Genomic DNA, 13,717 nt, shown 5'->3' with positions numbered 1-13,717 from the left:
AGCCTCTTCATCCTTGGGCGACTCGGTATTCGGGTGGACAACTTGGCGGATTCCCAGACGGAGCGGCGGTTGTGCCCGCAGGTGTCCCTCAGCTGGGTGAATTTCGTCCCGGTAGATTTGGCGAGTCCCGGTGGATCAGTGATTGCTTGGACGAACCTGGGTGCCGGAGTGCTCTCCGACTTCAAAGGTGCAACCCTTACCGAGAATCTGGGCCTTCCTCTGTCTCATCGCACATGTCGAGCCGCAGGTCACAGGCGCCGATCGATGACATGATCCCTCAGACATCGAGCGATGCGATGAAATATAGACGCTGCAATCCGCGGACACAGCCGCCCCGCTCGTCTCAACCCCTTACGTATCGCACAGCGGGTCGGGGCGTGATCAAGTCACCTGATTTCTGGGACCGAACAGCCCGGTTGGCTCGGATAGCGGATTAGGCGGTGTCGAAACGTTGACTCATTGTGATCGATTCGGCTGTTGGCCGTCAGTAGTCGAGACGCATACGGTAGGTGGCGTCTCGGCGTCTATGGCACTATTAATTAAGACCGCTGTCAGGTGCCTGAACCATTGCACCTGCCATGCGTGCACGGGCCGCACCCCGTCGAACAGGAGTCTCGATGCGCCGCTTGTTGTCACACCCAGCAATTGCCGCGTCGGCCGCAGTGGTTTCCGCGCTCAGCGGAGTCGTCGGCGGTTTCCTCGCCAACCAATGGCACTGGGGTATAGCCGTCGGCGTCCTGTTATTGATTGCGATGTTCGCCGGGCTTGAGGGCTTGAAGGCGATTGGCGCCTCGCGGGCGCCATCGCCAGACCGGACGACCTCGGTCGGCCCAGACCAATCTCAATCCGGAACCACTGCGGCGGCAGGGACGCCGCTGGCCCCAGACGTAAGGGTGTCGACAACCAGGTCTGTCCGGATGAGTCACTCGGTCATCGGTGGCAATATCGGCAACGTCGATCTATCCAGGAGAACCCATGTCCACGTTGGGGGTCTTGCCGCCCTCATCTTGGCAGCGCTGATGTTGCTCGGCGCCGCTGGTGGCACCCTGACCCTTGCTGTCGGTCCGGGCGGTCGCCTGGCCGGCGACCAACCTCCGGACACCGGCCGCTATGCGGCGATCTTTGAGCAAACCTCTGGGCCGTCGTGGCTGGCGTTGCACGGGCTGACGCCTGATCGATTCCAGCAGAAGTTCGACGAATTGAAGGGGCAGGGTTTCCGGCTGGTCCAGTTCAGCGGCTACTCGCTGGGGAACGAGGAGCGTTTCGCGGCAATGTTTGAGCAGCAGAGTGGCCCGCCACAGCGCCCGGTGTACGGCCTGACCTCGGATCAGTACCAACAGAAGTTTGACGAACTGTCCAGCCAAGGATTCCGGCTGGTCCAGTTCAGCGGCTACTCGCTGGGGAGCCAGGAGCGTTTCGCGGCAATGTTTGAGCAGCAGAGTGGCCCGCCACAGCGCCCGGTGTACGGCCTGACCTCGGATCAGTACCAACAGAAGTTTGACGAACTGTCCAGCCAAGGATTCCGGCTGGTCCAGTTCAGCGGCTACTCGCTGGGGAGCCAGGAGCGTTTCGCGGCGATTTTCCAGCAGCAGGATGGTCCGCCCTGGCTGGCGTTCCACGGGCTGACGCCTGATCGGTTCCAGCAGAAATTCGACGAATTGAAGGGGCAGGGTTTCCGGCTCGTGGGGGTCAATGGCTACTCGCTGGGGAGCCAGGAGCGTTTCGCGGCAATGTTTGAGCAGCAGAGTGGCCCGCCGCAGCGCGCTGTGTACGGCCTGACCTCGGATCAGTACCAACAGAAGTTTGACGAACTGTCCAGCCAAGGATTCCGGCTGGTCCAGTTCAGCGGCTACTCCATCGGCTGAGGTGTTCGACAGCTAAGGAGCACACGGCGTCCTCCACGGGCCGATACCCCGGTGTCCTACGGTGAATGGCCACCCTGACACGTGTCGGCGGGCATGGACGACCATGCAACCCTTGCTCGCAAACAATAGGATCGAGTGCAGCTACGTCGGTCCGATCCCGCACCCGGGCCACGTAGTTTAGCGTTGAACGCGACAAATCGACGGCAGCGCGATAGAACAGCACAGAAGCTCCTGGTTGAGACGGGTCCGATTGTGGTGATCAACCCGCCTACCAGGAACTCTCTACGTCGTCAGGCGAATACCCGTTCCGCGACCACGCTGTGATCAGCAAACCGCCGTATGAGGATGAAAAACGTTCACAGAGCGCCTCCCCTGCGCCTTTCTCGCGGTTGTACCTTCTGCGCAGCGCTCGGGGGTAATCTGCTGCGTTGGTGCCGCTCCGGTGTATTCGAAGCAAATAGAACTGGCCGGAGGGCTCGCACCACCCAAGAAGTGGATCCTTACGAGTCCCCGCGCGCCCTCTTCGCCTTCGAGCTGCATCGCCACCGGCGGGCGGCGCAACTCACCCAGCGGGAACTCGGCGACCGCATCGGGTACTCCGACTCCATGGTCAACATGGTCGAGATGAACAGGCGCCCCCCGTCGAAGCAGTTCGCCGAACTATGCGACCGCGCCCTCGGCCTCGAAGGCGCCATGATCAGGCTGTACTCCGCCACCACCTGGAACAAGGCACCGGAATACCTCCGCCCATGGCTGGAGGAGGAAGACGACGCCGCCAGTCTCCGAACCTGGCAGCCGGTAGTCGTCCCCGGCTTGCTCCAAACGCCGGCTTACGCCCAGAAGGTCCTGGCAACCTGGCCGGGTATCACTGCAGAGGAGCTGGAGGAGCGCCTGACGAACCGTATGCAACGGCAGGCACTACTCCACCGCGAGAAGCCACCCACCCTCAACGTGATCATTGATGAGGACGTTATCCGCCACGTCATCGGGAGCATGCAGATCATGCGCGAGCAACTGATCTTTCTCCTTGAGGTCGCCGAGCACCTCAGGTGACGATTCAGCTTGTGCCTTACGAAGCGCGGCCGCACTGCGGTCTGATGGGTGGATTCATCATCGCCGAACGGAACGGGTACCCCTACGCCGACGCGCAACCTGTCGGACGCACCTTCGACGATCGCCAGTTGATCGCCGATCTCATCCTTCGGTATGACGCGATCAGGGCCGAAGCCGTACCGTTCAAACAGTCACTCCGACTCATAGAGGAAGCGGTGAACCAAATTGGCGAGCGACCTTCGGAGCGCACGGTGGCGTAAGAGCAGCTTCAGCGCCGATCAGGGGAATTGCATCGAAGTCACCCTGAGCGTGCCTGGCGTCATCGGAGTCAGAGACAGCAAAGATCCGTCCGGCGCGATCCTGGCGCTCGTACCTGATGAATGGTCTAAATTCCTAACCAGCATAAAATCCGGCAACTTCCCCACCTGACCCATCGATCCACTTCGATAGCCCCCTGCGAGCCCCGCCCCATAAGGGATCTCCCACGTCTACCAGCGAACTCGGCACCTTGTGAGGTGACCAATCGGTACGAACAGTGGAAACGACAATCACTGCTGACCGGTATCTCGGGATATCTTCGCCCTGTCAGGTTAGTCACGGATCCGCTACCGTCTCACACAGACATTCCAACTGTCGAGGGACGGTGAACCAAATTGGCGGATGACCTTTGGAGCGCACGGTGGCGTAAGAGCAGTTACAGTAGCGACTCGGGCCAGTGCGTCGAGGTCGCTACGGGCGTACCCGGCAGCATCGGAGTCAGGGACAGCAAAGATCCGCATAGTGCGAACCTGATGTTCCTACCGGGTGAATGGTCCAGGTTCCTGACCAGCATAAAGACCGGCGACATCCCTAGCTGACCTTACAGGCAGCAATAGGACCGCCCAATCTGAAGGCGATCCCAGGCTGGCCCAGCCCTACGCGTGTATCCACACTGACACCTTCGTATAGTGAACGACCCAGCGCGCATCCAAACCAAAACTGCGGTGGGAGAGGAATTTCCCCCACCCGGCACCCAATTGGGTGGTCAAGCACTTGATGCCCACCCAACAACAAACTCCCGGGACCGGGCAGCGCCTAACCCCCCGGACGGGCAGCGGCCAACCTGCAGGACCAGGCAGCGCCCTACCCCCGGACCGGAACTGCCCAACCCCAGGGACCAAGCATCGGCTAACCCGCAGGAACGGGCAGCGCCCAACCCCGGACGGGGAGCGGATAACCCGCGGGACCAGGCAGCGGCCATCGCTCGGACCGGAAGCGCTTAACCCCCCGGCTCAGCCGGGAAGTGGGCAGGGGCCGGCTAGCGATTGTTCGTGTTGCTCGTTCTCGCACCACCGCAGCGAGCCTGAACACCGATCGGGCTGAGCCGGTGATGAGGCGCCCGTCGGTCCGGGGGTGTGTTCTTGGGCGGGCATCAACTGCTTGACCACCCAACTGGGTGCCGGGTGGGGAAAATCCCGCGCTCACCGACGTTTGGCTTGGATGTGACAGGTCCAAGCTCCCCCAGAATCGATTCGCAGTGGACGATGGAGAGAGCCTCCAGGGGGCTGGGCTAGAGGAATTAAAGAGCCTGAGGAGTATCCAGAGCCGGCTGGCCTGGTGAGTGGGCTGAGGTTTGGGACCATCTTCGTTGGAGGGTTCGGTAGTCGGTCACGATGATGCGTTCTTGGTGGAGGATCTCGCGGGCTTGTGGGGACGTGAGAAAATCGTGGTCGGTTTGGCGGACGCGCCAGCCGGGGTCGATCGCCTGGGACTCGGAGTCGCCCAGGCCGGGGTGTACCGCCCATTCGGTCAGGCCGGGCGGCAGGGCGCGCAGTAGTTCGGCGTAGCGGGCCTGCTTGTCGCCGAGATCGAGGCGGAAGCTGTCCAGGAAGTCGTGGTCGACGACTGGAAGACCCCTTCGCCGTAGCTTCTGGCGTGCGGGTTCGAGCCAAGCCCGTACCGCCAGGCCGTACTCGTCGGCCAGGGCCACGGTCAGGTCGAAGACGTCCGCGCGTCCCCCGTCGGCCAGGCAGTGCCAGTCCAGGTGGGTGGGCGCCAGCCCGGCGCCGAGCACAACCTCTACCTGTGCCCGAAACTCCACCTCCACCTGGTCCAGACGGGCCTGGGCGAGCAGCTCGGGAACCTGAGCGGGCGTGAACAGCTCGCCATTCTCGTCCAGAAGGGACGGCACCTTCTCCTTCGCGGTCAGCGGCCCCCACCCATAGTGGGTCGTGTCGCAGAACAACGTGAGATGAATCCCGAACGGGATCTCCGGCCGTTCACGGAGCAGGTGCATCGCGTGCCGCGCCCATGGACACGGCACCATCAGACTGCACGAACTGGCGATCCCCTTCTCGATCGACTCGATGACCGCCGCGTTGATCGCGTGATACATCCCGAAGTCGTCGTTGTTGACGATGAGCACCCGAGCCCCGGAGGGAAACCCCAACCCCGCGGCCCCCGCACCACTCGGCTCCATCTCAAGTCCCCCTTCAGCACCTGTTCCGGCCGGCTGAGTCTTTCAGCGGAAGTCGGCGGCGTGTCCTTCGCCCATTGGGCGAAGGTGTGGGCGGGGTGACCGGTGATCACTTCGACGACCGTCGAGGTGGGGGCCGCGGCGCCGTTCCCCGGCCGTGACGAAAGACTTGATCGGTTGGCACTGTCGTCGCCTCTCGACTGAACTGGCGAGGCGGACCGGGGCTGAGCCGCGGTTCGCCAGGTTGCGGTGCTGTCGTCACTAGCCATCCTCTCTCACTTGTCCGAGGCCGGAACGGGTGCGCTCATGCCGGTGGCATGGGCGCCGTAGAGATCGCCGACGGTCGCAAGCCGTCGAACAGGACGGCGACCGCGCGGTCGAGGACCGGGCCGGAGTACTCGCCGGTTTCCGCCGCCATGCTTGCCCCCCGTAGCAGGGCGAGGATCTCGGGCATGCCCACGTCGGGACGTATGGCGCCTACGCGCTGAGCGCCGTGCAGGAGGTCCGCCAGCGCCTCGCGCATCTGTGTTCGCTGGTCTGTTTGCTCTGCCTTGATGTCAACTCCGGCCCCTTGCAACGCGTCGGTCAAAGCCTTCTTGCTTGCCGCGTCCGCGACGATCTGCGTGAAGAAGGTGAAGAACGCGGTCTGCGGCTCTGTGCCCGTTCGCAATCGGGCCGCCTCCTGCAGAAGCAGATCGACACGGGCCGAGACAAGGGCCGCGTACAGGGCCTCTTTGGTGGCGAAGTGCCGGTAGACGGTGCCGACACCGACTCCGGCTCGCCGGGCGATCTCGTCCATGCGGGCCGCCGGTCCTTGTTCGCCGAGCACCGCCTCGGCAGCCGCGAGCACCTTCGCCCGATTGCGTGCCGCATCAGAACGCATCATGCCGACCCCGTGGGGTCCAGCGCCGTTGACAAGAGGAATCCAGGTTCCGTATCTTCAAGCGGAATCACGATTCCGATTCTACGAGGGCGACATGGACTACACGACACTGGGCCGATCCGGCCTCCGCGTCTCCCGGGTATGCCTGGGCACGATGAACTTCGGCAGCGACCCGCAAGCCCCGACCCCGGAACCCGAAGCCCGGCGAATCATCGACGCGTTCCTCGACGCCGGTCACAACTTCATCGACACCGCCGACACCTACCGAGGTGGCACCAGCGAAGAAGTCGTGGGCCGAGCCATCGCGCACCGCCGAGCCGAGGTCGTCCTGGCCACCAAAGGGGCAGCACCGCAAGGCGACGGACCCAACAACCGAGGCCTGTCCCGCGCGCACCTGACACGCGCCCTGGAGGACAGCCTGCGCCGACTGGGCACCGACTACATCGACCTGTACCAGTGCCATGTCCCGGACCCGGACACCCCGGCCGAAGAAACCATGGCGGCGCTTGACGACTTCGTACGCTCCGGCAAAGTCCGTTACCTGGGCTGCTCGAACTTCACCGCCGCAGGCATCATCACCGCCCAATGGGCCGCGCAGCGCACCAGCGGCACGCCCTTCATCAGCCTGCAAGCCAACTACTCCCTGATCATGCGCGCCATAGAAGCTGAAATCATCCCCGCCTGCCGGCAATACGGGCTCGGCATCCTCGCCTACAGCCCACTCGGCAGTGGACTGCTCGCGGGACGATACCAGCGAGGTACCGCGCCGACCGAAGGATCGAGGCTCGCTCAGTGGGCTGCGATGCCCAGCCCAATGGCACGCGCGTTCGTCAGCGGCCTACTGGCCGAACAGCACTTCGACATCGCCGACGAAGTCGCAGCCGTCGCCGCCGAACTGAAAACGACCGCGCCGACCGTTGCGCTGGCCTGGCTCAGCGATCAACCCGCGATCACCTCAGTGATCGTCGGCCCACGCTCAACCGAGCAACTGGCCGCGAACCTCGCCAGCCTGGCGTTCAACCTTCCCGAACCCGTCTCGGCCCGCTTGAACGCCACCAGTCGATGCACCGTGACCCCTCCGGTCAACGGTCAGCACAACGCGGCCTGACCCCGCACCCCACCCAGGCACCTCATCACCTAAGCCTTGGGCCGGGGCCCTGAACCGCTACGCCCCAGCTCAGCGTCGCCGCACGGACGAAGAGGGCCCCCTGCTTCACCCCGAGGGGGCCCTTTTCGCCTTTTCCAGTGAGAACGCGCCACCTTCTCGCCACCGCGGCGGACAGGTTCGCCAGTCCGGCTGCGAACCGACACCTGTCGCTTCTACCCCTGGAACCTCCTGTCAGCGATCATGCGTGATAATTTCATTTCATGACGCAACGAAATGATCGCGTAGAATTGGCTCAAGCGGTCATGGAACTCATCGACCAGGGACACCGCCGGATCTCCCGGCGTCTCGACCTGACCAGGGTCCGGGTGCTGGGGACGGTGGCCGCCCGGGGGCCCGTCCGCCCGAGCGCGATCGCCGCCGAGATCGGCCTCACCGCGTCGGCGACCAGCCGCCACCTCTCCGCGCTGGAACGGGCGGGACAGGTCGCGGTGGAGCCCGATCCGACCGACTCCCGCACCTTCTTGGTACGGCAGACCGAAAGCGGCCGCGCCGAGATCGACACCACCATCCAGGCCGGGGCCGCCGTGTTCTCGAAGGTCATCGCCGACTGGCCGGACGAGGACGTGGCCACAGCGCGGGAGTTGATCACCCGCCTCAACGAGGCCTGGGCGCGGCACGGCGACACCGCCGCCGACGCGACCCCCTCCGGGACGGGCCCCCGGTGGCGCCGGGCACGCCGTCCGACGAACATCGAACAAGAGGAGAACTAGATATGGAGGCCACCGCCACTACTCGCGTTCCGCCGGTACCGGCACCCGTCCAACTGGCACGGGCCCTGCTCGCCGCCGTCGCGGTCAGCCACCTGGTGGTGCCCGTGGTGATGTGGGCACGTCAGGGAGAGTTACGGAACGAGATCGCTGCCCAGCACCCGGGGTTCGGCGCGGCCGAGGTCTCGCGGTCCGCCGACATCGCCGTGACTTCCGGAGCGGTGTTCCATGGCGTCCTGCTGGCGCTGTGCGCACTGCTGGTGTGGAAGCTGGCCACCGCACGACTGTGGACCCGCCGGTTGACCACGGCCTCCCAGGTGCTGTCCATCGTGTTCAGCGCTTTCTCCTGGACGTCCTCGCCGATGTTCCATGTCGTCATCCCGATCATCGGAGCCGCCCAGATCCTCCTCCTCGCCCTGCTCTGGGCACCCCGACCGGCATGAGATTTATTCACCGCGCAGTCCACAACCCACCGAGCCCTACCCTGACCCCCCGGCACCCACCCGCCACCTCCCGCCAAGCCCTACCACCAAGCTCCCCTGACGCTCCCAAGGCCCTGACGCTCGCCAAGGCGACCATCCTGCGCACCCGCCGACCTGAGCCCGGGGGTGAAGCGCTTCCTTCCGGTCCCGGGGTTGAACGCCCCCCGATCCCGAGGGCTGGGCGCTCCCCCGATCCCGGGGATTGGGCACTCCCCGGATCCCGGGATTGAGCGCTTCCCCGTCCCGAGGTTGGGGTGCTCAACCGATCCGGGAGTTGAGTGCTCCTGGTCCGGGGGTTGAGCGCCCCCCGATCCCGAGGTTGGGGTGCTCAACCAATCCGGGAGTTGGGTGCTCTCTCATATGGGGGTGTGTTTTTGGGTGGGCATCAACTGCTTGACCACCCAACCGGGTGCCGGGTGGGGGGAATCCCGTGCCCAACGAAGTATTTGAGCCTGAACGCGCGCTGGGTCGTCCATCCCTCTGAGCACCCTTGCGCGCGTCGTGCCAAGGTCGGCCACGGGTGAAGATCCGAGGTGTAGGGATCTCCCTACTGATGCCGCGGGGGCCGCAGGCGGCAGGCTTTGCGCATGACATCATCGATCCTTGACCACGCGGACAGTGTCTGGCGGGGGTCGGTGACCCCGCAGGAGGTGCCGCTGCGGGACCTGCGCTCGAGGGGGGTGCAGGAGGTGGCCGAAGGCGTGGCGATGTGGCCGGCCTTCGGAAACGTCTACGGTATCCGTGGCGATGGCGGCCTGGCTCTGTTCGACACCGGCAACCACGTGGACGCGTTGACGATGCACGCGGCCATGAGGGCCTGGTCGGCCGAGCCAGTCCGCTACGCCGTCTTCTCGCATGGGCACTTCGACCACGTGGCGGGCATGGATCCGTTCGACGCCGAGGACGGCCCGCGTCCGAGCGTCATCGCGCACGAGGCGGTCGCGGCGCGGTTCGCCCGGTACGCCAGGACCGCCGGGTACAACACGGTGATCAACCAGCGGCAGTTCGGCTTCACGCAGATGAACTGGCCGACGAACTACCGGCAGCCCGACCTGACGTACCGCGACCAGATGCACGTCTCGCTCGGTGACGTGACGTTCGACCTGCGGCACGCCCGGGGGGAGACCGACGACGCGACCTGGGCGTTCCTGCCGGAGCGCGGGGTGCTGCTGACCGGTGACCTGTTCATCTGGGTCACCCCGAACGCGGGGAACCCGCAGAAGGTCCAGCGGTATCCGGACGAGTGGGCGGTGGCGCTGCGGAAGATGGCGGCGCTGGACGCGGAGGTGCTGCTCCCGGGTCACGGCCTGCCCATCGTGGGCGCGGGGCGGGTGCGGCAGGCGCTGACCGACACGGCGGACTATCTGGACAGCCTGGTCGACCAGACGCTGGAGCTGATGAACGCCGGGGCCCGCCTCGACGAGATCATCCACATCGTGAGGCCGCCCGAGGCGCTTTCTGGGCTGCCCTACCTCCAGCCGTACTACGACGAGCCGGAGTTCGTCGTGCGCAACATCTGGCGGCTGTACGGCGGCTGGCACGACGGCAATCCCGCGCACCTCAAGCCGGCGCCGGACAACGTGCTCGCCGGGGCGCTCGCCGAGCTGGCCGGAGGCGCGGGCGCGCTCGCCGCGCGGGCCGCCAGGGCCGCCGCGCAGGGGGATCTCCGGCTGGCCTGCCAGCTCTCCGAGCTGGCGATGCAGGCGGATCCGGCCGACCACAAGGTGCACGAGGTCCGGGCGCGCGTGTACACGCTCCGGGTGCAGGAGGAGACGTCGGTGATGTCGCGCGGCGTGTACACCTGGGCGGCGGCGGAGTCCCGAAGCGTGACCACCGGCAAGGACCTGCTCGACGTCTACCACGAGATCACCGGCGGGCAGATGTGGTGGATCCCGTCCCGTCGCGAACCCACCGCCGACCCGTCCACCCCGGCCACCCCGAACGACCAGAGCGACCGGAACGACCGGAACGACCGGAACGACCGGAACGACCGGACCAGCCCGAACGACCGGAACGAAACGACCGGAGAGAACGAAGCGACCGGCCACGAGGACCACAGCGGCCCCGGCGCCGAGGGTCAGAGGAACGAGGAGTAGTCGTCGAGGATCGGCAGGATGGTGGCGGCGGGAGCGCTGGGCAGGCTGCACACGACCTCCTCGATGCCCAGCCCCGCGTAGTACTCGAGTTTCCCCGCGCTCGGCACCGTCCCGAACGGGATCACCTTGATCGCCGCCGGGTCCCGGCCGGCCTTCTCGCACGCCTCGCGCAGCGCGGGCAGCGCGTCCTTCACGCCCTTGCCGCCGATCGGGATCCACCCGTCGGCGTACTCGGCGACGTGGGCGAACAGCTTGGGTCCTGCCGCGCCGCCGATGAGGACGGGCGGACCGGCGACCGGCTTGGGCCACGACCAGGACGGCTCGAAGCTCACGTGCCGCCCCTGGAAGCCGGCGACGTCCCGGTTCCAGAGTTCCTTCATGGCCAGCACGTGCTCGCGGACGACGTCGCGGCGCGTGGCGTACGTGACGCCGTGGCTTTCCATCTCCTCGACGTTCCACCCGAATCCGACGCCGAGCACGAAGCGCCCGCCGGACAGGTGGTCGAGGGTGGCGATGGCCTTGGCGGTGACGATGGGGTCGCGCTGGGCGGCGAGCATGATGCCGGTGCCGACGGTGAGGCGTTCGGTGACGGCCGCCGCGTACGCGAGCGTCACCAGCGGGTCGAGGGTCCGCTTGTACTCTTCGGGGAGCACGTCCTGGCCCGCCGCGGGCGGAGTGCGGCGCGAGATGGGTATGTGGGTGTGCTCGGGCACGTACAGCGAGGTGAGGCCGCGCTCCTCGGCCGCGCGTGCGAGGTCGGCGACCGGCATGGCCTGGTCGGTGGTGAACATCGTGACGCCGAGCCGCATGACGCCGTCCTCTCCGTGACATCCCCGCGTGGTTAAACAAGCGATTGCTCGGTTAGCATTCCTAGGGTAGCTTGCCTGGCGGGAAGTCCTCATAGGAGGGGCGCTCAATGGCATTCGCCGATGTCGACGGCGTGCGACTGTTCTACACCGATGACACGGACGACGCCGGTGACGGCGCGCCCGGCTCGGTGCTGTTGCTGGTCCACGGATGGGGGTCCGACTCGCACGAGTGGTCCCACCACATCCCGGCGCTGCGCAAGAAGCACCGTGTCATCGCCGTCGACCTGCGGGGACATGGCCACTCCTCCTGCCGCGACACCGGCAACGTCCCGCGCCGGATGGCCGCCGACCTCGCCGAGCTGCTCGCCGGGCTCGGCACCGGGCCCGTGGTGGCCGTCGGCCACTCCATGGGCGGCCAGGTGGTCTCCCACCTGGCGGTCGAGCACCCCGGGACGGTGCGCGCGCTGGTGGCGGTCGACCCCGGGTACGGCTTCGGCGGGCCGGTCGCCGCGAACTTTCCCGCCATGGTCGCGGCCCTGCGCGGCGGGGACGCCAACGCCGTCGCCGTCGGCATCGACCAGTGGTCGTACACCCCGGCCACCCCGCCCTTGCTGCGGGAGTGGCACAGACGGCGCACCCTCGCCACGCCTCCCCACGTCCTGGTGGAGGCGTTCGAGGAGATGTTCGCGGTGCCGGGCGCCATCGGCGTGCGGCCCCACTCCGACGACTTCCTGGCGCGCAGGGACTGCCCGGTGCTCAGTTTCTGGTTCGACCCCGGGCAGGCCGCCTGGGAGTCGGGACTGTTCAAGGACCCCCGCTCGCGGACCGTGGTCTGGGAGGGCAGCGGTCACCGGCTGCACGAGGAACGTCCGGCGGAGTTCCTCCTCGTCGTCAACAAATGGCTGAAGGCGCTCGCCGGCGCTCGCGCGTGAGGAGAGGTCACCATGAAATTTTCCATAATGCTCAACCCGCAGATCCCCGGCTCCGGATACAGCCAGGAGGAGAACGCCAAGGCCAGGCGCCCGATCGGCCGCGACACCGAGTCCTACCAGAAACTGCTGCACGAGGTCCGCGAGATCGCCGTCCACGCCGACCAGCTCGGCTTCGACGCCCTGATGATGACCGAGCACCACTTCCACTCTGAGGGCTTCGAGTTCTCGGTCAACCCGCTGATGGTCCTCACCGACCTCGCGGCGCGCACCGAGCGCATCCTGCTGGCGCCCCTCGGCCTGGTGCTGCCCGCCTGGGACCCCATCCGGGCGGCGGAGGACGTCGCGCTGCTCGACCAGTTCTGCAAGGGACGCCTGCGGCTGGGCGTGGCGCGCGGGTACCAGAACCGGTGGCTGAACGTCCTCGGCCAGCGCTGGCACGCCTCGGCGGCCCGCTCGGACGGGTCGGCGGCCGACACGCGTAACTTCGACGTGTTCGGCGAGATCCTGCACATCATGAAGCTGGCGTGGACGCAGGAGACCCTCAGGTACAAGAGCGACATGCTCGACTACGAGGTCCCCTCCCCCTACTCGGGCATCGAGGGCTGGCCGGCCGTGGAGTGGACCAAGACGTTCGGCGCGCCGGGCGAGGTGTCCGAGGACGGCAAGATCCAGGCCGTCTCGGTGAGCCCGAGGCCGTATCAGGACCCCTACCCCGAGCTGTGGCAGCCGTTCACGGTCAGCGACCGCTCGGTGGTGCGGGCCGCGCAGGAGAACATCCTGCCGTGGATGTTCACCCCGAACCCCGACGAGCACGCCAAGAAGGCCAAGCTGTACCAGGAGGAGTCGGCCAAGTGCGGCCGGCCCTACAAGCTCGGCGAGCACACCGGCATCCTGAAGGTCGTCGGCATGGCCGACACCCGTGAGGAGGCCATCGCCACCTACGGCCCGATGCAGAAGGACTTCGCCGCGTTCTTCGGCCCCTTCGGCTACCTGGAGGTCCTGCGCAAGCAGGAGGACGACCGGCACCAGCCGATCTCCCCGGAGAAGGGCGACTACAAGCGTATGAACGAGGTCGAGCTGGCCCTGCTCGGGACGCCCGACGACGTCAAGCGCGGCATCCAGCGCATGCTCGACCGGATGCCCGACCTGGAGTGGTTCGGCATGTTCATGCAGGGCCAGCAGGGGGTGCTGCCGCTCGACACGGTCAAGCGCAACCTGGAGCTGTTCGCCACCAAGGTCATTCCCGAGTTCAGCGACTGAGGGGGAC

Annotated in this window: 12 protein-coding genes and 1 pseudogene; 10 read left to right on the top strand and 3 right to left on the bottom strand. The window is 66.3% G+C overall.

What is annotated here, in order from left to right; translation table 11 throughout:
* Positions 1-617: 617 nt before the first annotated feature.
* The 4 genes and pseudogenes from NYZ98_RS07310 to NYZ98_RS07290 all read left to right on the top strand — a co-directional run bounded on the left by NYZ98_RS07310 (position 618) and on the right by NYZ98_RS07290 (position 3,775).
* The gene (locus NYZ98_RS07310; protein WP_262841780.1) at positions 618-1,865 is read left to right on the top strand and encodes a hypothetical protein; all 1,248 of its coding nucleotides are present in this window, start codon (positions 618-620) and stop codon (positions 1,863-1,865) included.
* 339 nt (positions 1,866-2,204) lie between these two features.
* Positions 2,205-3,178 (top strand): annotated as a pseudogene (locus tag NYZ98_RS41485) (helix-turn-helix domain-containing protein).
* Entirely contained in the window at positions 3,144-3,347 is a 204-nt protein-coding gene (locus NYZ98_RS07295) for a DUF397 domain-containing protein (RefSeq protein WP_262841777.1), read from the top strand. Before NYZ98_RS41485 ends, NYZ98_RS07295 begins: the two are co-directional and overlap by 35 nt.
* 224 nt (positions 3,348-3,571) lie before the next feature.
* Positions 3,572-3,775: a DUF397 domain-containing protein gene (locus NYZ98_RS07290; RefSeq protein WP_262841776.1), complete on the top strand. Its 204-nt coding sequence runs from the start codon at positions 3,572-3,574 to the stop codon at positions 3,773-3,775.
* A gap of 701 nt (positions 3,776-4,476) precedes the next feature.
* Here NYZ98_RS07290 and NYZ98_RS07285 read toward each other — a convergent pair.
* Both NYZ98_RS07285 and NYZ98_RS07280 read right to left on the bottom strand, forming a co-directional pair.
* Complete coding sequence (locus tag NYZ98_RS07285; RefSeq protein ID WP_262841775.1) at positions 4,477-5,322, bottom strand: polysaccharide deacetylase family protein; 846 nt, start codon at positions 5,320-5,322, stop codon at positions 4,477-4,479.
* A 355-nt stretch (positions 5,323-5,677) separates the two neighbouring features.
* Complete coding sequence (locus NYZ98_RS07280) at positions 5,678-6,259, bottom strand: TetR/AcrR family transcriptional regulator (RefSeq protein ID WP_262841774.1); 582 nt, start codon at positions 6,257-6,259, stop codon at positions 5,678-5,680.
* A gap of 91 nt (positions 6,260-6,350) precedes the next feature.
* On the opposite strand from NYZ98_RS07280, the gene NYZ98_RS07275 reads away from it, so the two are divergent.
* The 4 genes from NYZ98_RS07275 (at position 6,351) to NYZ98_RS07260 (ending at position 10,709) form a co-directional block, all read left to right on the top strand.
* Complete coding sequence (locus NYZ98_RS07275; RefSeq protein ID WP_262841773.1) at positions 6,351-7,364, top strand: aldo/keto reductase; 1,014 nt, start codon at positions 6,351-6,353, stop codon at positions 7,362-7,364.
* Between the two features lie 302 nt (positions 7,365-7,666).
* Positions 7,667-8,134, top strand: coding sequence for a MarR family winged helix-turn-helix transcriptional regulator (locus tag NYZ98_RS07270; RefSeq protein WP_262841772.1), 468 nt, complete (start codon positions 7,667-7,669; stop codon positions 8,132-8,134).
* A 2-nt stretch (positions 8,135-8,136) separates the two neighbouring features.
* Entirely contained in the window at positions 8,137-8,574 is a 438-nt protein-coding gene (locus tag NYZ98_RS07265; protein WP_262841771.1) for a hypothetical protein, read from the top strand.
* Between the two features lie 626 nt (positions 8,575-9,200).
* Positions 9,201-10,709, top strand: a complete 1,509-nt coding sequence (locus NYZ98_RS07260) for an alkyl sulfatase dimerization domain-containing protein (RefSeq protein ID WP_262841770.1) — start codon at positions 9,201-9,203, stop codon at positions 10,707-10,709.
* On the opposite strand, the gene NYZ98_RS07255 is transcribed toward NYZ98_RS07260, so the two are convergent.
* Positions 10,691-11,518, bottom strand: coding sequence for an LLM class F420-dependent oxidoreductase (locus NYZ98_RS07255; RefSeq protein WP_262841769.1), 828 nt, complete (start codon positions 11,516-11,518; stop codon positions 10,691-10,693). The two genes, NYZ98_RS07260 and NYZ98_RS07255, sit on opposite strands and share 19 nt — an antisense overlap.
* A gap of 107 nt (positions 11,519-11,625) precedes the next feature.
* On the opposite strand from NYZ98_RS07255, the gene NYZ98_RS07250 reads away from it, so the two are divergent.
* A complete protein-coding gene (locus NYZ98_RS07250; RefSeq protein WP_262841768.1) occupies positions 11,626-12,450 on the top strand; it encodes an alpha/beta fold hydrolase in 825 nt (274 codons plus the stop codon).
* 12 nt (positions 12,451-12,462) lie between these two features.
* Positions 12,463-13,710: an LLM class flavin-dependent oxidoreductase gene (locus NYZ98_RS07245; RefSeq protein WP_262841767.1), complete on the top strand. Its 1,248-nt coding sequence runs from the start codon at positions 12,463-12,465 to the stop codon at positions 13,708-13,710.
* Positions 13,711-13,717: the final 7 nt, after the last annotated feature.

The organism is Sphaerisporangium corydalis, assembly GCF_025506355.1.
GTDB lineage: Bacteria > Actinomycetota > Actinomycetes > Streptosporangiales > Streptosporangiaceae > Sphaerisporangium > Sphaerisporangium corydalis.
Note: the sequence above shows the minus strand (reverse complement) of the source record. Positions and strands in the feature narration are given on the sequence as shown.